Here is a 20,257-nt window from a genome sequence, read left to right as displayed (position 1 = left end):
ACGCCCCTTGCAAAAACCGACTCTGACCCCGGTGTTTCGGGTCAGTCCAGGTGGCGTTCGGGCAAATCGAGGATGGCCGTGTCGGCGGTGTCGGCCGCCGACTGCCCGAGCACCACGCGATAGTGGCCGGCGGGGATGCGCCAGCTGCGCGTGGCCGGGTCGTAATCGGCGAACAGACGCGGGGCCAGCGCCACTTCGACCTCGCGCGACTCGCCCGGTTGCAGCTCGAGCTTGTCCCAGCCGGCCAGTCGCAGCGGCGTGGTGTGGCCCTCGGGCAGGTGCACGTAGAGCTGCGGCACCGCGGCGCCGGCACGCGCGCCGGTGTTGCGGACGGCGAAGCGCGCGGTCAGGCGCTCGCCGTCGGCGTGCACCGTCAGGTCCGACAGCGCGAACGTGGTGTACGACAGACCATGGCCGAAGGCGTAGCGCGGCGTCAGCGCTTTGGCTGAGAACCAGCGGTAGCCGACGTTGGCGCCCTCGATGTCGTAATCGATCGTGTCCTCGGGCTTCTGCGGCGGGTCGAAGCCCAGGCCCGGCACGTGCGGCCGCGGCAGTTGCGCGACATCGACCGGCCAGGTGACCGGCAGGCGTCCGGAGGGGTTGGCCTGGCCGGTCAGCAGGCGCGCGATGGCCTCGCCGCCGCGGATGCCCGGGTACCACGCCTGCAGGATCGCCGGCACGCGCTCGGCCCAGGGCAGCTCGACCGGGCCATTGGTCTGCAGCACCACCACCGTCCGCGGGTTGGCCGCCGCGACAGCTTCGATCAGCGCGTCCTGGCCGTCGGCCAGGCGCATGTCCGGCAGGTCCACCGACTCGGCCGACCACTGGGTCGCGAACACGATCGCCACGTCGGCTTCGCGCGCGAGCCGCGCCGCGGTAGCGCGGTCGCTACCGTCGGCGTAGTCCACGCGCGCCTGCGGCGCCGCTTCGCGCAAGGCCCGCAGCGGCGAGGACGGCTGGAACATCACCGGCCCAGGCCAGGTGGTCGGCTTCACGCCCGGCACGGCGTTGGGCCCGCGCGAGGTGCAGCCGACCATCGATGAGCCACCACCGGCGATCACGCCGCGGTCGGCATGGCCGCCGATCACCGCGATCCGGCGCACATCGGCGCCGAGCGGCAGCAGGTCGCCCGCATTGCGCAGCAACACCGCGCCTTCTTCGGCGGTGCGCTGCGCGACCGCGAAGCCGGCCGCGTCGAGTTCGGCATCGGGCGGCTGGCGCTGCGGCGGATGATCGAACGCGCCGACCGCGATCAGGCTGCGCAGGATGCGGTGGGCCATGTCGTCGACCCGCGCCTGCGGCACGACACCGGCATCGACCGCCATGCGCAGCGGGCGGTCGAAGTACACCGCCTTGTCGAACACCTCACCCGCAGATTGCTGGTCCAAGCCCGCGAGCGCCGCCTTCGACGCACTGTGCACCCCGCCCCAGTCGGACATCACGTAACCGGGGTACTTCCAATCGCGCTTGAGGACGTTGTTGAGCAGTTCGTCGTGCTCGCAACCATAGACGCCGTTGATGCGGTTGTAGCTGCACATCACCGAGCCGGGCGCGCCGATCTCCAGCGCAATGCGGAACGCGAGCAGGTCGGATTCGTGCATCGCGCGATCGCCGATCTGCGCGCTATGGAAATTGCGATGCGTCTCCATGTCGTTGAGCGCGTAGTGCTTCATCGTCGAAAGCACGTGCTGGGACTGCACGCCGCGGATCGACTCGCCGACCAACGTGCCGGCCAGGAGCGGATCCTCGCCTGCGTACTCGAAATTGCGCCCGTTGCGCGGATCGCGCTGCAGATTGACGCTGCCGGCCAACAGCACATTGAACCCCTGCCGCCACGCTTCGCGGCCCATCGTTTGGCCGCCCAGGAACGCGACCTCGCGGCTCCAGGTCGAGGCGGTCGCCGGCCCGGACGGCATCGCGGTGGCGTGATCGCCTTCGCGCGCGCCGCCGGGATTGGTCACGCCCAGGCCCGCATCGACGAGCCCCTGCGAGGGAATGCCCAGGCGCGGAATCGAGGCCACATAGCCGGCCGCGGTCAGCGCTTCGGTCGGCTTGTGCTCGCCGATCGCAAAGCGGCTGCGCAGTAACTGGAACTTCTCGTCCTGGGTCATCGCCGCGACCAGCAGCGCGGCGCGCGCATCCGGCGACTTGTCCGGATCCATCCACGGCATCGCAGTCGTTGAGTCCTGCGCCGTCAGCGCCGGGCCGGGAATGGCAATGGCCAGCGCGCACAGCAACGCGCGGCCGAGTCGGGGGGTCGTCATTGCGCCGATGTCTCCTCGTCTGGTGTGGCGGTCCCCGCGCGCATCGCGCAACGCGAGGACTTCAAAGGTGCGGTCTTGGCTCAGGGCGATGTCGGGATCTGCACGCGCACCTGCGCACCGGCACGCGCGATGCGCAGTTCGTTGCCCTGCCACTGCGCCGGATGGCCGTCGATGGTCGTCGGGCCAGGCACGTTCGGATACGGCCACTGCAGCACCAGGCCCCCGGGCGGCAGGCCGGCATCGGCATCGACGTCAAGCGCCAGCACGTCGTGCTCGCGCCGCAACCGGTAGCCGAGCTTGCCCTGTGGGGTGCGCATGCCGTGTAGCCGCACGCCGATGCCGTCGAACCAGTCGGCCGGCACGCCCGCCGCCAGCACGATGCTGTCGTCGACCTCGCGCACGTAGGCGAACATGTCCAGCGCCGAGCGCACGAAGTCCGAGCCCACCCAGGCATGCGGCAGGTCGCCGAGGAAGAATGGCTTACGCGGCGTCGGCGTGACGACCTCGCCCCACTGGTTCCACGCCAGCGGCGCGCGATGGCCGAAGAACCACTCGCGCACTTCATTGGCGCGCTCGCGCCAGCCCAGCCGCACGAACGCGGCGACGTTGCGCCACTCGTAGGGCGTGTAGTCCTTCCACGGCTTGCGGCCGTCGCGACGATCGGCGAACAGCGTCCAGTAGCGCTCGAAGGTGTTGACCAGCAGGTCCTCGGGCAGCCGCCCCTGCTCGCCGCCGGGCGCCAGCGCGATCGTCGTCGAGGTGGGATCGAAATCGCCCAGTTCGGCCGCGCCGGGGAGATAGTCGATGCCGTGCAGCCGGGCTGCGGCACGCAGCGAGGCATCGAGATCGGTGCGGAACTCGTCGCGCGCAGCAGTCATCCGGGCCACGTCCTCGGTTTTCCCCAGCGCCTGTGCGATCTCGACCGCGTCCTTGTAGCCGCGCAGCGCCCAGAAGTTGTCCCAGTACGAGTGCATCGGCTTGGCCGAATAGCCCTCGTGGCTGATCGAGACGGGCATCATGCCGTAGAAGGCCGCGTTGACCTTGCGGTTCTCCTCGGTGCGCTCGCTGGCGCGCAGCGTCTCCATGTAGTCGAACGCGCCGACCACATGCGGCCACATGCGCGCGAGGAAGGCGTCGTCGTGGGTGTAGCGCCAATACTCGGCGATGTTGAAGATCAGTTCGCCGTGGCTGTCGTTCTCGGGCACCGGATCGCTGCCGCGGTCATCCACGCAGCACGGCACCATGCCGTTGTCGAACTGGTACGGGGCATACCACTCGACGTAGTCCTTGACGACTTCGGGCCGGCCCATCCGCAGCAGCCCTTCGGAGATCATCGCGCCGTCGCGGATCCAGCTGCGCGCATACGAGCGTGTGCCCGGCTGCAGGCGCGGGCCAATGCGCGAGATCAGCATGTGCGCCAGCGAAGTGCGCAGCGTGTTCGCCAGATCGCGCCCCGCCTCGGGCACCTCGATGCCGACCTCGCCGAGCTTGCCATGCCAGATACGCGCCATCTCGTCCTGCCAGGCCTGCGGCTGCCACTGGTCGGCGGTGAGCGACGGCGCCGCGCCGGTCATCGGAATCAGCAGGTCGAACTCGCGCGCCTGGCCCGGCTCGAGCCGCACCCTGTAGACCAACGCGCCAGAGGCCAGCCCTTGCGCATCCTCGACCTCGGTGGTCGCCGGCAGCGCAGCGGCGGCCAGATGCTCGATGTCCATGCCGCTGTCGAAGGTCGTGGCGAACACCTGCTGCGCCGGCTCGCGCGCGAACACGCGCGGCACGCCGTCCACGCTGACCCGGTCGGGGGCGAGTGCCAGCGTGTGCAGCGGACTCACACCGCCGATGACATTGAGGAACTGCGTCGGCGGATTGACCTGCATCGGTCGCACCGCCAGCGCGAACTCGAAATCGCGCGGCTGGCGGCCCGAGTTGGTCAGCCGATAGCGGGCGACGAGCTGCGATGCCTCGGGCGTGCCGCGGGCAAAACCGGTCACGCGCAGCGACACCGCGTCGTGAGCCCAGTCCACGCTCGGAATCGGCAGATAGCCGTCCTGCAGCGATTGGGTGATCCGGGCATCGGCCCAGGTCACCAGGCCATCGCCGGCGCGGATGAAGGGCTCGATCGAAAAGCCACCGGCCGCAACCTCGATCGCGCCGTCCTCGCCGATCAGGCCCTGCTCGGTGCCGCCGTCCAGGCCCAGGATCGTCCAGTACGGCTGCTCACCGCTGAAACCGCGCGGAAACTGGCCCTTCGGACGCTCGGCCGCGACCGCCTCGAGGAAATCGTTGGGATGGTTCGAGACCGCGACCGGCTGCAGCGCCGCCTCGGCGAGCGCGAAGCCCTGCCCCGGACCGGCCCGCAGGTCGAGACCGACATAGCGGGCCTCCGACTCGGGCAACGACAACCAGTCCACGCCGCCATTGCCGCCGTCGACCTTGCGCACCTGCGTCCACTGCTCGCCGTCGGTCGACAGTGACACCGTGTAGTCGGCCGCATGGCGCCCGTCGAGCCACTGCAGCCGCAGCGCGCCGAACTCACGCACCTTGCCCAGATCCAACACCAGCTTCTGCGGTGCGGCGCCGGCCTCCCACGCGGTCGCGGCCTTGCCGTCGACCGCCTTGCCGGTGCCATCGGGCGTGGTCGTCGAGGCCGCACTGGCGGTCAGCGGCGAGTCGTCGTCGGCCGGCAACGGCTCGAAGGTCAACGTATCGAAGCACACGCTGCCCTTGCCGCCGGCATTGTTGTAGATCGTGAACTCGACCTTGTGGCTCGCACGCAGGGTCTTGTCCGGATCCGGTCCCCAGGCCTTGTCGATATGGCGCTTGCGGTACTGGATTTGCGTCCACTCGGTCGGAAAATCGTACTTGGGCCGGTTCACCCACCACACGTTGTCGCCGCTGGCGTCGATCAGCTTGAATTGCAGGTCGTTGGCCGGCGACTCGCCGCGCAGCCGAAAGCCGAAGCGATAGTTCTCCGGATAATCGAGCGGCAGTTCGCGCTGGATGCCGACGTGCCCGGACACCCCGTTGTAGTCGTAATCCAGGCACAGCGCGCCGCCATCATCGCCGTCGATCTTGCGCAGCGTACCGGTGACCTGGTTGGAGGTGACCACCGTCCAGGCCGACGGGTCCTCGAAGTCGTCGAGCACGCGGGCACCGGCATCGCCCGTCGCGGCGGCCTCGCTGCCCGGCGTCGGCGCCACGGAACAGGCCGCCAACGCGGCGATCAGCGCAGCAGTACCGGTGGCGCGCAGCGGCAGGACTGTGCGGGTGCGGCCACCGACGGCGGGGGCATCGCCGGCAGGCGTCATGTCGGTGTCGGCAGGCGCGCGGTCGGCGCGGGTGTCGAGGATCTTCATGCGGGGCGGTGCCTCCGTGGTTCGCGTGTTGCGGTGATCGGATCAGACGCGCGCGTGCGCGTGTCGCGGCGGCATCCACCTTGCGGATGCGCGGGACGCAGCCCTCCCTGACTGCTGGGGGACGTGCGGTGGATGGCGGCGAACGCGCGGCCGTGCCGCGCAAGCGCTCCCACATCCCAGATTGTTCCTCGGCCATCCATGGCGCGGCAGGGTCGGCTCCGGAAACTCCGGCCCGGCCAGTCCGGCCTCGCGCAGCACGCGAGGCGTTCGATCATGGCGCGAGGCAATGCCTCGCAAGCGCCCTGCTCTCACCCATGGCCGGGCGTTCGGGCGCATGCGAAGCAGTGCTTCGCAGGCATGCGCCCTCACCCCTTCACGCTGCCGAGCAGCAGGCCCTGGATGTAGTAGCGCTGCAGCGCGATGAACAGCACGAGCACCGGGATCACGGTGACGACCGCGCCGGCCATCATCATTTCCACGTCCTGGATGTGCTCGCGCGACAGCGCCGCCAGCGCCACCGGCAGCGTGTAGTTGCTCTGGTCGGTCAGCACGATCAGCGGCCACATGAAATCGTTCCAGGCGGCCATGAAGGTGAAGATCGTCAGCGTCACCAGCACCGGCTTGAGCATCGGCAGCACGATCTGGAAGAAGATCCGCAGCTCGCCGGCCCCGTCGATGCGCGCAGCCTCGAGCAGTTCGTCGGGGATCGAGCGCGCGTACTGGCGCACCAGGAAGATGCCGAACACCGTCGCCAGGCCCGGGATGATCACCGCACCGAAGCTGTTGACCAGGCCCATGCCCTTCATCATCAGAAACAGCGGCAGCATCGCGACCTGCGCGGGAATCACCAGCGCGGCCAGCAGCAACTGGAACAGCCGCTCGCGCCCGGCAAAGCGCAGTTTGGCGAAGGCGTAGCCGGCCATGGTGTTGATCAGCAGCGCGCCGAGCGTGATCGCGCCCGAGACCAGCAGGCTGTTGGTGAAGTAGCCCACCATGCCCCCGCGCAGCAGCAACTGTTCGTAGTTGGCCGTGGTCAGCGACGAAGGCAGCAACGGCGGCGGAAAGCTGCTGGCCTCACCGGTGGGCATGAACGAAACCGACAGCATCCACAGCAGCGGCGCCAGTGCGATCACCGCCAGCACGACCAGGCCACCATTGACCAGCCAGCCCGACCAGCGCGACGCGCCGACTTCGCGTTGCACTGCGCTCATACCATCTCCTTGCGCCGGCCGGCGCGCAGCAACAGCGTGGTCACGCCCAGGATGATCAGAAACAGCATGAAGGCCACCGCCGAGGCGCGGCCCAGGTTCCACCACATGAAGCCTTCTTCGTACATGAAGTACAGCACGCTGACCGTACTCTGCAGCGGATCGCCGCGCGTCATCACGTAGGGTTCTGCGAACAGCTGGAAGTAGCCCGAGACCGTGATCACCGCCACCACCAGCAGCACCGGCCCCAGCATCGGCAGCGTCACGTGGACAAACTGCTTCCAGCGCGATGCGCCGTCGATGCGCGCCGCCTCGTACAGATCTTCGGGAATCGCCGCCAGCCCGGCGACGAAGATCACCATGTTGTAGCCGAAGTTCTTCCACACCGCGAACAGAATGATCGTCGGCATCGCCCAGGTCGGATCGCCCAGCCAGTCGATCGGCGCAATGCCGACATGGCCGAGCGCCCAGTTCACCAGGCCGTAGCTGGTATGGAACAGATAACGCCAGATCACCGCGACCGCGACCAGCGTGGTCACCACCGGCGCAAACAGCGCGGTGCGAAACAGGCCCTTGAAGCGCGCGACCTTGGCATTGAGCAGCAGCGCCGCACCCAGCGACACCGCGATCGACAGCGGCACGCCGATGACGACGAAGTACGCGGTATTGCCCAGCGATTTCCAGAACAGCGGCGTCTGCAGCAGATCCAGATAATTGCCCAGCGCGACGAAGCGCAGGTTCGAAGTATCCGACAGCGCATAGAGATCGAAATCGGTCAGGCTCAGCAGCAGCGCCGAGGCCACCGGGATCCCGAAGAACACCCCGAGCAGGATCAGCGCCGGCCCGGCGAACACCCAGCCTGCGGTACTAGCGCGCATCGGTGGACTCCGCGCCCGCGTGCGTTGAGGCGTCCGCTTTCGCCGCCTGCGCGCGCACCCAACGCCGCTTCTCGAGCAGCGTGTCCACACGTGCGTCCAGCGCCTGCAGCGCCTGGTCCTGCGGCATGCCGCCCCGTACCACGCGCTCACTGGCCAATCGCATCTCCTGCACGATCCGCTCCCATTCGAGGACCTTCGGCGTGGGCCGCACGCGTTCGAGTTGTTCGCGGAACGCCAGCGCCTCCTCCCCGTACTGCATCTCACCCGATGCCCAGGTGCTGCGTCGCGGCGGCAGGTTGCCGATCATCTGGTAGAACCGCGCCTGGATGTCGGGCCGCGACAGGAACTCGACCAGTTGCCAGATCGCCTCCTTGTTGGGCGAATCGCGGAACATCACCAGCGACGTGCCACCGGCAATGCCCACGCCCGGACCATCGGGCCCGGGCAGCGGCGCGGTCGCCCACTTGTCCTGCAACTCGGCCGGAAGCCGCGTGCGGAACTCGCGGATGTTCCAGGGGCCCGACACGTAGAAGGTGAAAAAGCCGCGGCCGAACTCGTCCCAGACATTGGAGATCTGCGTCTCCGACATCCGCGGTGCCCAGCCTTGCTCGAACATGTTGGCGTAGAAACCCAGTGCCCGGCGGAAACCCGGACTCTGGAAATTACCGCGGCCGTCGTCGTCGCGCAGCAATGGATCGCCCTGCTGCAGGCCGAACGACAACAACTGCTCGAACTCGTTGAGCGGCAGCATCACCGCATAGCGCGAAGGCCCGACATGGCGCTTGACCGCCGCCATTGCCGCTTCCCACTCGGCCCAGGTCTGCGGGAAACGCGTCACACCGGCCGCCTCGAGCAGGTCGCGGCGATAGAACACCAACCGCGTGTCGACATACCACGGCACGCCGAGCAGCGTGCCGTCGACGACATTGGTGTCCCAGATGCCGGGGAAGTAATCCGCCTGGTCGATCGTTGCCGAGGCGTCGACCCGCGATTGCAGCGGCTCGAGCGCGCCGAGCACCGCAAACTCCGGCACCCAGGTGTTGCCGAGCTGGCACAGATCGGGCAGCGCGTCGGCGGCATAGGCGGTGAGCAGCTTCTCGTGCGCCGAGGTCCATGGGATCTGCTGGATCTGCACCCGGATGCCGGGATGCTGGTCCTCGAACTCGCGCACCAATTCAGCGACGACCTCGGCCTCTCGGCCCATCGCCCAGAACCGGATCACGGTCTCGTCGGACCGCCGCGCGCAACCGGCCAAGACCAGCACCAGTGCGCACAACAGCCAGGCACGGCGGATCACGGTCGTCATGCCCGTCCTGCCCGTGCACGCCACGCGCGGCGCCCGACGCGACTCACTCGACCGGCACCGGGTCGGACGCGCGCGCGGGCGCGGGCGCCGGCGCCGGCGCATCGCGCGGCGGCGTCTGATTGGCACCGCGCGACTCGGCGATGCCGACTGCACGCGCAGTCGCCGCATCGGCATCCGGCGGCCCGGAGTCCTTCGGCTCGTCCTCGCCAGCGAGCCAGCCACCGGTGAACCCTGCCCGCTCCAGACCGGCGCGGATGTAGGGGTTCTTCTTCATCACGTTCCAGACGAAGTCATTGCGGTAGTTGGCGATCATCGCCAGGATCGGGCCCTGGTCGATGGCGATGTAGTCGCTGGCCACCCACCCCTTGCCCGGCACGATGCGGCCGGTCTTCAGCGGCACGTCCTCGTAATTGAAGCTCGGGTTGAACGCGTCCAGGAAGCCATAGCTCGAGTACAGGAAGTCGCCGTAGCGGCCGTGCATTTCCTCGGTCGCCGGGATCACGATCTCGGGCGCGAACGCGATCGAGGCGATCGCTGCGGTCGGCGCGATCGTACCGTCGTCGAACGCGCCGTCCAGGCCTGCGCCGCGTGCGCTGTAGTGGCGGAACTCGCGCTGCTCGCCGTTGTAGTCCTGATCGGTACGCTGCGGCCCGTCGCTGGCGGTCAGACCCCAGACATTCTCGCCGTAGTCCTTCCAACCCATCGGATTGTCGATCGCATACTGGCGCTGCGCATAGGTCGCGCGGCGGCTGTTCTCGAAGTAATCAATGCCGCGACGGCGCATGTAGTCGTCGCGGATGCCGCGGAAGTCGACCCAGACATGGCTGTACTGATGACCGAAGTGCGGCGCGAAGCTCAGGTACTCCTGGCCGCGGAACACGCCCCACAGCCGATCATAGGTACGCGTCCACACCTCCCATGCCTCCGGACCGACCGGATGCGTCGGCGAGCCGAGCGCGAGGATGTACACGAGCATCGCTTCGTCGTAGCCGGTCCAGTCGTGCTCGATGAAGCCGCTCTCGGGGTACCAGCCCATCGAGATCAGCGGCTTGCGCTGCTGCAGGAACGGCCAGCGCACATTGCGGTAGAGCTGGTCGGCGAGCTTGCGGATCTCGGCTTCGCGCGGATCGTCACGGTCGTAGTAGGACTGCGCGAACAGCACGCCCATCATCATCAGGCCGGTGTCGACGCTCGACAGTTCCACCCACGGCTCGACCCGGTGGCCCTTGTCCATGTCGATGAAGTGATAGAAGAAGCCCTGGTGGCCCCCGGTACCGGTGGCCTGCGGCCCCATCTTCACGTCGCGGAAGAACCGCAACGTGGTCAGCGTGCGGTCAACCGCCTGCGTGCGGCTGACCCAGCCGCGCTCGATGCCGATCGGATACGCCGTCAGCGCATAGCCGACCGCGGCGACGCTGGAGAACGGCCGCGACGGGAAGCGATCGGGCGTCAGGCCGTTGACCTCGTTCGTGGTGTCCCAGAAAAACTGGAACGTCCGCCGCTCGATATCGGCGAACAGCGGCGGCAGCTCGGGCGGTCCTTTTTCTTCGGGTTCGGGCTCAGGTTCGGGCACCTGCGCGATGGGTCCCGGCTTGGGCGGCGGTACCGCCGGTTCGGCGGGCTCCTGCTTGCCGCAACCGGCCAGGAACAGGGCCGCAAGCGCGACGAGAAGCAGGAGTGAGAACGCACGGAGACGGGATCGCATCGTGAAGGAAACCTCGCGGTGAAATCGTTTTCAGGGTGAAGTATAAAACTGCCGGTCTCCCGAGGGGGACCGGCAGCGGGGGTTACCAGTTGATACCGAACGTCAGCTTGAACGTACGCGGCGGGAACGCAGTGGCGTAGCTGTCCGGGTTGCGCCGGCCAAAGTTCTCATTGGGGCGTGCAACGCTACCCGGCACGCTCGGGTTGCGGCCATCGCCACGGAAGTCGATGTAGTCGGTCCAGTTGTACCAGTTGAAGACGTTCAGCACGTCGGCGCGCACACGGAGCTTGATGTCCGTACCGGTATCCCACTCCTTCTGCAGTGCGACATCGAACTGTTTGAAGCCTACGCTGGTATCCGGGTAGTACGAATCGAAGAAGCAATTGTAGGTATCAATGCTCACGCAGTTCAGCGATTCTCGCGCCGCCGGAGACGAAATCTCGAACTTGCCGGAGAGCGTCAGCCCCCAGCCGATATCGTAGATGCCGGTGGTGACCAGCCTGTGCCGCGGAATCCCAATGGCGCGAGTGAATGCCACATCGTCGAGATCACGATAATCGAACGAGAACGTGTCGCTGTTGTTGCGGTTCTCCTTCGCATCGCTGTAGGTGTACGCAATCGTTGCACCCCAGCCCGAGTCGCTGGTGAAAGGCTTGTCGAGCGACAGCAGAACGGAATTAAGACGAGTCTCGACAGCATTGCGACCGATCAACAAACGGCCGAATCCGGGCAAGTTCGCCGGCGGTATCCCACCGAAGGTCCGGCCCGGCTCGTAGAACGAACCGTCGTCGCGCCGATTGCCGGCGGTGAACAGAATGCCGTCATGGCTGAGCACATGGAGCAGCGTCACCGAGGAGTTCCAGGTATTGCCCGCGATGTCGAAAGCATTGCGGACACCCAGGCTGAATTGATCCGAATACGGCGTCTTGAGATCGTTGTCGATCAGGAATACTTCACTGCCGACATTCGGATTCGCCGCAGCCAACTCATCGAGCCGCGCCTGATCGAAATAGCTCGGATCCCAGGTCAGACAGCTTTGCGGCGAAGACGTAGAGCAGTCGTGGCCGGGCTGGGAAAATTGATAGGTATAGCGCTGGAACGCAAGACCGTACTGCTCGCGAGCCAAGAAGTCGAACTGGTTCCGATTGTACGACCGGCCTGCGCCACCAAACAGTACGAACGACTCATCGCCACTGAAGTCGTACGAAAACCCGACGCGCGGCTGGAAGTTCCCCTTGTCCGACTTCCGGTTGCTTCCGGTACTGACAAACTGCCGGTAATCATAGTCAACACCGGGTGCATTGAGGCCTGGCGACGCCTCCAGCGCATCCACGACCGCCTGAGGCGTGACATGATTTTCGTAGCTCGGCGTCTCCTCGTAATCCCAACGCACACCGACGTTCACAGTCAACCTGTCAGTGACGTCCCAGTCGTCTTGAATGTAAAGGCCCAACTGCTTGTTGTCCGAGCGCACCGGCTGCGCATTGCCCAGGCCAGATGCGGTGAACTGCACCTGATAGGGCACATCGATGTTGCGACTGAGGTCGAAGTAGTACTGCGGATTTGGAGGACTGCGCTGCAGCGCGCTGATCTCGACGTCCTTGTACTTGATGCCGGCCTTGATCGTGTGGCCTTCGAAGCCGAACCAGGTGAAATCATTCTGAAATCCGAGTCCCTTCTGGCCCTTATCCTGCTGATCGGCGCCGCCGCCAATGTTGAGGATAGCGCTCATATTCGGGTTATTGGTGGTCTCCTGCCCCTCTGCGGGAATCAGCAACCGGCGTCCGGGCGCGACAGTAAGAGGCAACGGCCCGTAGCTCGCATCCTCGAATGTGATATGCGCATCGTTGAGCCAGTTCTCGCCGCTGTACTGGTAGCGCAGGTCAAGACGAGTCTCCTTACCCGCACGTGTGGTACCGAACTGGTAGGTATTGATACCGTCCACGCCGACAACATCGTCTTCCTCACGGTACTTTGCGGTCAGCTCGACAAGATGAGCGTCTCCAGGCGTCCAACTCAACTTGCCGAAGAACAGATCCTCCTTGAACGGAGACCCGGTAGTGGCGAGTGCTTCCTCACGGTAGGGCGACGGCAGCGCATCGATGGCGATATTGCGGCCGGGGGTGATCGAGGCAACCCGATCGATTTCCTTCGCCTCGTACGTCACGAAGTAATGCAGACGATCCATGATGATCGGGCCGCCGATGGCAACGCCGTAGTGCTCGGTTCCCGAACGCACCTTGTCACGACCACGATAGTTCTCATCGGCCGTCTTGGCCCGGAAGTCTTGGGCGGTGTTATCCCAAAAGAATTGCCCCTCGAACTCGTTGGTACCTGACTTCGTTACAGCCGTGATGCCAGCGCTCGACAACTGGTCGTATTCGGCCTTGTAGTTAGAGTTGACGACTTTGTACTCGGCAATGCCAAGCTGAGGAAACGGATTGCCGGGCGTCGAATCCTGTCCGGTGATTCCCCCTTTAAGCACGTAATCCTTCTGCCCGACGCCATCAATGAAAACATTGACGGCATTGGAGATCTGCGCGCCGCTGCGGATCGACGCGCCGGTCGGCGAGTTGCTGACGCTCACACCGGGCACAATGTCGGCGAACGAGAGAAAGTTACGGGAGTTCTGGGGCAGCGAATCGATCTGCTTCTGCGACACATAGGTCGCCACTTCCGAGGTCTTCGTCTCCACCAATGCTTCCGCAGTCACTCGGACCGCATCCAGATTGGTCGCCTCACCCGCGGTCGCCGTCTCGGCAACACCGCCCACACCCAGGTTCAGTGTGGCGGTCTGGCCGACGGCCACGGTCACGTTCTGCGAGCTGCTCTGCCCATTGGCCTCGACCTGCAGCCGGTAGGTGCCCGGCGGCAGGCCGGCGAGGTTGTAGCTGCCGTTGGCGCCGACCGCGACGCTGCGGGTCAGGCCGGTCGCGGTGTTGATCGCGGTCACGCGCGCGTCGCTTGCCGGCGCCGAATCGACCGTCACCTGGCCGCGGATGGTCGCCGCGGTGGACTGTGCCAGCACAACCGGCGCGGTCATCGACAGGCAACCTGTCAATGCGATGCTGAGAAGGGAACGCGAGATCAGGCGCGAGCGTTGGCGAAGGGGTTTCATCTGGGATTCTCGAAGAAAGGATCGGGGGATTCGGATAGCGGAAACCAAAAGACGGGGCGATGGCCGGGCGCGGTCACGCGCGGGGCGCGCACGGCCCTCACCCGGACAGGAGATGGCCGGGCAGGTCTTGTGCGGACGTGCGGATCGTCATCGGCCCCCCTCCCAAGGTGCCTTGCATGGCGCGGCGGTCATTGCGGCGACCGGCTGCCGCATGAGTCGCGGACCACCAGCACGGGACGCAGCAGCGCGTCGTCGCCGGGCGGCGCGCCATCGACATGCGCCTCCAGAGCCACGAGCGCCTTGAGCGCGCGCGCGCCGAGTTCAGCGATGTCGACGCGCATCGTCGTTAGCGCCGGGTGAACGTAGCGTGCAAGCGGGATATCGTCGAAACCAACAACTGCGACCTCGTCGGGTGTGCGGACGCCGCCCCGTCCCAGCGCGTACAGGCAACCGATCGCCATCATGTCGTTGGCCGCAAACACCGCGTCGGGGCGTGCGTCCATCGCCAGCAACGCCTCGCCGGCCCGGTGTCCGGAGTCCTCGTCGAACTGGCCCTTCAGCTCCCAGGGCGCGTGGCCGAGGTCGGCCGCGGCCAGGCCGTCGCGATAGCCCCGCAGACGCTCGCGCGCATCGTCGTTGTCGTCGGGGCCGGTGATGAAGGCGATGCGGCGGTGCCCCGCGGCGGCCAGATGGCGGACCATCTCGCGGGCGCCACCATAGTTGTCGATGCCGATCGAGCGGTAGGCGCTCTCGCCCGCGGCGTTCATCAGCACCAGCGGCAGGCTGACGTCGACATTGCGCTCCAGGAACTCCGCGTCGTGCACGTACGGCGACATCAGCAGCAGTCCGTCGACACGGCCGCGCATCGCCCGCAGCGCCGCGCCCTGCGCCTCGGGGTTGCCGTGGTAGCTCGACACCAGCAGGTGCAGTGCCCGCGTGCGCGCGACCTGATCGACACCGCGCATCAGCTCGGAGAAGAACTCGCCGTGCAGGTCGGGCAGCACCACGCCGACGGTCTGCGTGCGCCGGCTGCTCAGGCTGCGCGCGGCGTGGTGCGGGCTGTAGCGCAACTGGGCCGCCGCCTCGGCCACCCGCCGACGCACCGCCTCGGCCACGTTCTGATGACCGTTGAGGGCGCGCGACACAGTGGCCACCGACACGTTGGCGGCCTTCGCGACGTCCTTGATGGTGACGCTCATCCCCACTCCGCTATGCGCGATTGCCGCGGAATGTAAGCGTTTTCATCGGCCCGTGTAATGCTGCAACGCAACAGATGCACGGCGCGCGGCGGATGCGTGACGACGCGTGGCCTGTCTCCTGTTCGTGCGTTTCTTGGCCTCGACACCCGAGCGCCACGACCTGCGATCGCCCATGGGACATCGGGACGCTGGACATGGCCGGGGCGCTGCGCGTACCCTGTTGCCCAGCAACCCCGGCCCCGTTCCGCCGCGGCGGCGCGTCGCTCCAGACGCCAGCCCGCCCGCGGTCGTCGCACCGGTCCGGGTCCGACGCCTTCCGATCTCCGCGCCTGTCAGCTGCAGACGCGCTTCGCGCTTGGCGTACGGTCCGAAGACGTCCTCGCAGCACCGTTGTCCCTATCGCGCCGGCCGATGCCGCGCACCCGATCGGACCCGCGCCGCAGTGGCCGCCGTCCTGTCGCCACGCCCTGCCAATGATGCCTCGCCAGTGATCCCGCTCCCGAGCGACCCGATGGGGCCGCGCCCCGAATGAGCCAGCCCGAGACCGCGCCCGCGGCCCCCGGCCCCTCGCCCCAGCAGCAGGAAATGCCGCTGGCGCTGGTGCATGGCCAGCCGGTGCTCCAGATTCCCCAGGATCTGTACATCCCGCCGGACGCGCTCGAGGTGATCCTGGAGGCCTTCGAAGGGCCGCTCGACCTGCTGCTGTACCTGATCCGTCGCCAGAACCTCGACATCCTCGACATCCCGGTGGCCGAGATCACCCAGCAGTACGTCGACTACATCGGCGTGATGCAGGAGCTGCGTTTCGAGCTGGCCGCCGAGTACCTGGTCATGGCCGCGATCCTGGCGGAGATCAAATCGCGGATGCTGTTGCCGCGGCCGGCAGTCGAGGAAGGCGACGAGGGCGACCCGCGCGCCGAGCTGGTGCGCCGGCTGCAGGAGTACGAACGCTTCAAGCAGGCGGCCGAGGACATCGACCGCCTGCCGCGACAGGACCGCGATACCACGCCGGCACAGGTCGCGCTGCCCGAGCGCCCGGTCAACCGCGAGCCGCCGCAGGTGGAACTGCGCGAAATGCTGCTGGCCCTGCACGACGTGCTCAAGCGCGCCGAGTTGTTCACCGGGCATGCGATCCGGCGCGAGGCGCTGAGCGTGCGCCAGCGCATGGGCGAGGTGCTGACCCGGCTGGCCGGCGGCGCGTTCCACCGCTTCGAATCGTTGTTCGAGCCCGAGGAAGGCCGGCTGGGCGTCGTGGTGACGTTCCTGTCGATCCTCGAGCTCACCAAGGAACGCCTGCTCGACATCGTGCAGGACGCGCCGCTGGCGCCGATCTACATCAAGTCGCTGGCCAGTGCCGACGGCGAGGCACCGCCGACGCGCTTTTCCAGCGAGTTCGACGACGACGTCCCCGACCCGCCCCAATCCTGACCCTTTCCGGATCCCACGACCGTCCCGATGGACCAGACCCTGATCAACCGCATCGTCGAGGCCGCCCTGCTCGCCTCCACGCAGCCGCTGACCGTCGCCCAGCTCGGCGCGCTGTTCACGCTCGACGAGGCGCCGCCCGACGACAGCCTGAAACAGGCCCTGGCCGAGTTGCAGGCGGCCTGCGCCGAGCGCGGCGTCGAGCTGGTGGAGTTGGCCTCGGGTTGGCGCTACCAGGTCAAGCACGACGTCCACGGCTGGGTGGCGCGGCTGTGGAGCGAGCGGCAGACCAAATACACCCGCGCCACGCTCGAGACACTGGCGCTGATCGCCTACCGCCAGCCGATCACGCGCGGCGAGATCGAGCAGGTCCGCGGCGTGGCCACCAACAGCAACATCATCAAGGCACTCGAGGAGCGCGAGTGGATCCGCGTCGTCGGCCACCGCGACATGCCTGGCCGCCCCGAGCTGCTGGGCACCACCAAGGCCTTTCTCGATTACTTCGGCCTCAAGCGGCTCGACGAATTGCCGCCGCTGTCCGAGCTCAAGGATTTCGCCGAGCTCGACCCGCAACTGCGCCTGGCCGGCGCCGAGAGCGACAGCGATGAGGGCGCGCGCGACATCGGCGGCATCGCCGGGCATGACGACGCGCCCACCCCCGCCTCCACCGACGAGGCCGACGCCGACAGCGCCACACCGCACGAGGCGTCGGACGCCACACCCGACCCAATGGACGAGGCCCCGGTCTCGTCGCAAGACGCACCGCAAGACCTTCCGCCGGACGCCCCGTCCGACGCCACACCTTCCACGATTCCCGACGAAGACCCCGCCCTCGCCGCAGACGGCGACAGCGACCGGAGCCCCACATGACGCAGCAACGCAACACCGAAAAACCCGCCCGCACCCTGTCGCTCAAGCGCGGCGAGACGCCCGCCGCCGAAGCCGCACCGCGCCTGGAAGAACGCCTGCACAAGGTGCTCGCGCAGGCCGGGCTGGGCTCGCGCCGCGCACTCGAACAGCGCATCGCCGACGGCCTGGTCAAGGTCAACGGCGAGGTCGCGCAGACCGGCATGTCGATCAAGGGCGGCGACCGCATCGAGCTCGACGGCAAGGTCTTCGTCGCCAGCGCGCTGACCGAGCCGGCGCGCGTGCTGATCTACAACAAGCCCGAGGGCGAAGTCACCACGCGCGAAGACCCTGAAGGCCGGCCGACGATCTTCGATGCCCTGCCCGCACTGAAGGGGGCACGCTGGATCGCGATTGGCCGCCTGGACATCAACACCACCGGCCTGCTGCTGCTCACCACCGACGGCGAGCTCGCCAACGCGATGATGCACCCCTCCTACGAGGTCGAGCGCGAGTACGTGTGCCGCGTGCGCGCGCCCGAGGGCGAGGACACGGTGTCGGAAAAGATCGTCGACCGGCTGCGCCGCGGCGTCGCGCTCGAGGACGGGCCGGCGAAGTTCGACGAGATCGAGCGCATCGGCGGTACCGAATCGCACGACTGGTTCCAGGTGCTGCTCAAGGAAGGCCGCAACCGCGAGGTCCGCCGGCTGTGGGAATCGCAGGGCTGCCAGGTCAGCCGGCTCAAGCGCGTGCGCTACGGCCAGGTCGTGCTGCCGCAGCCGCTGCTGCGCGGCCAGTCGCAGGAACTGCCCGACGCGCAGGTCGAGGCGCTGCGCAAGGAGCTCAAGCTCGAGGAAGGCCCGCCGCCGGCACTGACGCTGCAACCGGTGATCGGCCAGCGCAAGGCCGCCAAGTCGACCGTGCACCTGGGCAAGGGCGGCGCCGGCAAGGCCTACGTCAACGGCCACACCAGCGGCGCCGACGAAGGGCGCGAGCTGCGCCGGTTCGACCACGTGCGCGAGGACCGCGGTCGTGGCCGCGGCGGCCCACGCAAGCCGCACGGCGGCCTGACTGTCAGCGGCGATGCCGCCGCCAAGCAGTCGCAGAAGCCGTTCAAGCAGCGCAAGGACAAGGGCGCGCGCGCGCTGCCCGAGGGCAACCCCGCCGCGTTCCGCACCTGGTACGTGCCCGATGGCGTGGAGACCGGCCCCAGCGGCCATCGCAACGCCGACGGCCGTGGCCCCAAGAAGCCCTACGGCGGTGCCGGCGCGAAGAAGCGCGGCCCCGGCGGTCCGGGCGGACAGGGTCCGCGCGGCGGCGGCCAGGGTCCCTGGTCCTCCAAGCCGGCCGGTGCCGGCGCAGGCCGGCCGCGCGCGCCATATGGCCACCCCGACAGCGCCCCGACGTTCCCGTCCGACCACGCCAACCCCGGCAGCTTCAACCCCAACGCCGGCCCGCGCGGCCCGCGGCCGGGCGGCAACCGCGGCCCGAAGGGCGCCGGCGCCCGGGGGCCGGGTGGCGGCAATCGCGGGCCGGGTGGACCGGGCGGTGGCCGCGGCCCCGGCGGTCGTCCGCCCGGCGGCGGCAACCGCGGTCCGCGCGGTGGCGGTCGCTGAGGCCAGTCGCCAACATCGTGTCGAGCACGGGGCCTTCGGGCCCCGTGTCGTGTCCGAGCATCGGGTCAACGTCAGTAACCAACGCGCCATAGGCGTGCGTGTCGCCCTCCCCCGCTTGCGGGGCATTGCGCCCTTTCCGGGTGGGGGTTGGGACGGGGGGCCAGCTTTCCAGGCAAAGCCCGTGCCCCCAGCGCGCCGGCCTCCCCGCTCGCGGGGGAGGCGAAGGGCGCGTACGACTCCCGCGTGCAATCGAGGCCCCCTACCGCCCGCACGCGATCAATACCCTCCCTGCGCACGCAATCGAAGTCCTCCCCCGCTTGCGGGGGAGGGTTGGGGTGGGGGCAGCTTTCCAGGCAAAGCCCCCGCCCCCTCCCGACGCGCGTTGCGCGTAGGCCTCCCCCGCGTACGGGGGAGGCGAAGAGCGCCGGGCATTCACGCTAGAAGCCTCCTGCCATCTCCTCAACTTGCGTGGCATCGCCTTCTTAACGGGCGCTCGCGAAGGTCAGGCGTCGAGAATCTCGAAGCGGTCGGCGTCGAGCATCGCCGGGAAGCGTTCGCGATGCGCGGCCAGTTCCGAGGCCAGCAGCGTCGTGGTCGAAACGACTTCGGCGTCCGTGCATTCGCTCAGCGGGGTGCCAAGGAAATCGAGCACGGCGCTGTTGCCGCTGTAGTCCAGACCGTTGCCGTCGCGGCCGACGCGGTTGACGCCCACCACGTAGCACAGGTTCTCGATCGCACGTGCACGCAGCAGCGTCTTCCACGCATAAGCACGCGCCGCCGGCCAGTTCGCCACGAACAACTGCAGGTCGAAGTCCAGTTGTCCCGGGCGCTCGACATCGAAGCGGTTACGGCAGAACACCGGAAAGCGCAGGTCGTAGCAAACCTGCGGATTGATCCGCCAACCTTTGAGTTCGACCGTCAGCCGCGCCCGGCCCGGCGCGTAGCGCTTGTGCTCGTTGGCGTAGCGGAACAGGTGCCGCTTGTCGTACCACTGCAGTTCGCCATCGGGCGTGGCCCAGAGCATGCGGTTGTAGACGCCGTCGCCGTCGCGCAGTTGCACGCTGCCGGTCACGGCCGCATCGAGCGCGACCGCCTGCGCGCGCATCCAGGCCACGGTGGGCCCGTCCATGTCCTCGGCCCGTTCGATCGCGTCGTTGCTGAAGCCGCTGGTGAAGGTCTCGGGCAGCACCACCAGATCGCTGATACCGCGCAATGGCGCAATCAGGCCGCCGTAGTAATCGCGATTGGCCTCCGGATCGTGCCAGATCGTGGCGCCCTGGACGATGGAAACGCGGAGGTTATGCATGGTGCGGCCTTGTCGACGACCGCGACGCGG

General features: G+C 67.7%; 11 protein-coding genes and 1 pseudogene. 3 read left to right on the top strand and 9 right to left on the bottom strand.

All coding sequences use genetic code 11. The annotated features are described in order from the left end of the window. Window positions 1-41 precede the first annotated feature (41 nt). The 8 genes from ABE505_RS12955 to ABE505_RS12920 form a co-directional block, all read right to left on the bottom strand. A complete protein-coding gene (locus tag ABE505_RS12955) occupies window positions 42-2,171 on the bottom strand; it encodes a glycoside hydrolase family 3 C-terminal domain-containing protein (protein ID WP_346445472.1) in 2,130 nt (709 codons plus the stop codon). A gap of 173 nt (window positions 2,172-2,344) precedes the next feature. Beyond that, the gene (locus ABE505_RS12950) at window positions 2,345-5,620 is read right to left on the bottom strand and encodes a discoidin domain-containing protein (RefSeq protein WP_346445464.1); all 3,276 of its coding nucleotides are present in this window, start codon (window positions 5,618-5,620) and stop codon (window positions 2,345-2,347) included. Window positions 5,621-5,985: 365 nt separating this feature from the next. Beyond that, window positions 5,986-6,822 (bottom strand): carbohydrate ABC transporter permease, encoded by an 837-nt coding sequence (locus ABE505_RS12945; RefSeq protein ID WP_346445473.1) that lies wholly within the window; start codon window positions 6,820-6,822, stop codon window positions 5,986-5,988. A gap of 5 nt (window positions 6,823-6,827) precedes the next feature. Further along, entirely contained in the window at window positions 6,828-7,706 is an 879-nt protein-coding gene (locus tag ABE505_RS12940; protein ID WP_183426405.1) for a sugar ABC transporter permease, read from the bottom strand. Then, window positions 7,696-9,012: a sugar ABC transporter substrate-binding protein gene (locus tag ABE505_RS12935; RefSeq protein WP_346445465.1), complete on the bottom strand. Its 1,317-nt coding sequence runs from the start codon at window positions 9,010-9,012 to the stop codon at window positions 7,696-7,698. Before ABE505_RS12935 ends, ABE505_RS12940 begins: the two co-directional genes overlap by 11 nt. A 43-nt stretch (window positions 9,013-9,055) precedes the next feature. Further along, on the bottom strand, window positions 9,056-10,717 hold the full coding sequence (locus tag ABE505_RS12930) for a glucoamylase family protein (protein WP_346445466.1): 1,662 nt from the start codon (window positions 10,715-10,717) through the stop codon (window positions 9,056-9,058). Between the two features lie 82 nt (window positions 10,718-10,799). Further along, window positions 10,800-13,835 (bottom strand): TonB-dependent receptor, encoded by a 3,036-nt coding sequence (locus ABE505_RS12925; protein ID WP_346445467.1) that lies wholly within the window; start codon window positions 13,833-13,835, stop codon window positions 10,800-10,802. A gap of 188 nt (window positions 13,836-14,023) precedes the next feature. Continuing rightward, window positions 14,024-15,034: a LacI family DNA-binding transcriptional regulator gene (locus tag ABE505_RS12920; protein WP_346445468.1), complete on the bottom strand. Its 1,011-nt coding sequence runs from the start codon at window positions 15,032-15,034 to the stop codon at window positions 14,024-14,026. A gap of 528 nt (window positions 15,035-15,562) precedes the next feature. On the opposite strand from ABE505_RS12920, the gene ABE505_RS12915 reads away from it, so the two are divergent. From ABE505_RS12915 to ABE505_RS12905, 3 genes and pseudogenes are all read left to right on the top strand, one after another. Continuing rightward, window positions 15,563-16,462 carry a ScpA family protein gene (locus tag ABE505_RS12915; protein WP_346445469.1) on the top strand — a complete coding sequence of 300 codons (900 nt, stop codon included), beginning with the start codon at window positions 15,563-15,565 and terminating at the stop codon, window positions 16,460-16,462. A gap of 27 nt (window positions 16,463-16,489) precedes the next feature. Continuing rightward, window positions 16,490-17,035, top strand: a pseudogene (scpB, locus tag ABE505_RS12910) (SMC-Scp complex subunit ScpB); the annotation flags it as partial. Between the two features lie 290 nt (window positions 17,036-17,325). Further along, a complete protein-coding gene (locus ABE505_RS12905) occupies window positions 17,326-18,921 on the top strand; it encodes a pseudouridine synthase (RefSeq protein WP_346445470.1) in 1,596 nt (531 codons plus the stop codon). A 502-nt stretch (window positions 18,922-19,423) separates the two neighbouring features. On the opposite strand, the gene ABE505_RS12900 is transcribed toward ABE505_RS12905, so the two are convergent. Further along, window positions 19,424-20,227 carry an amidohydrolase gene (locus tag ABE505_RS12900; protein WP_346445717.1) on the bottom strand — a complete coding sequence of 268 codons (804 nt, stop codon included), beginning with the start codon at window positions 20,225-20,227 and terminating at the stop codon, window positions 19,424-19,426. Between the last annotated feature and the right edge of the window lie 30 nt (window positions 20,228-20,257).

The organism is Luteimonas sp. TWI382 (assembly GCF_039674545.1).
Lineage (GTDB): Bacteria > Pseudomonadota > Gammaproteobacteria > Xanthomonadales > Xanthomonadaceae > Luteimonas.
Note: the sequence above shows the minus strand (reverse complement) of the source record. Positions and strands in the feature narration are given on the sequence as shown.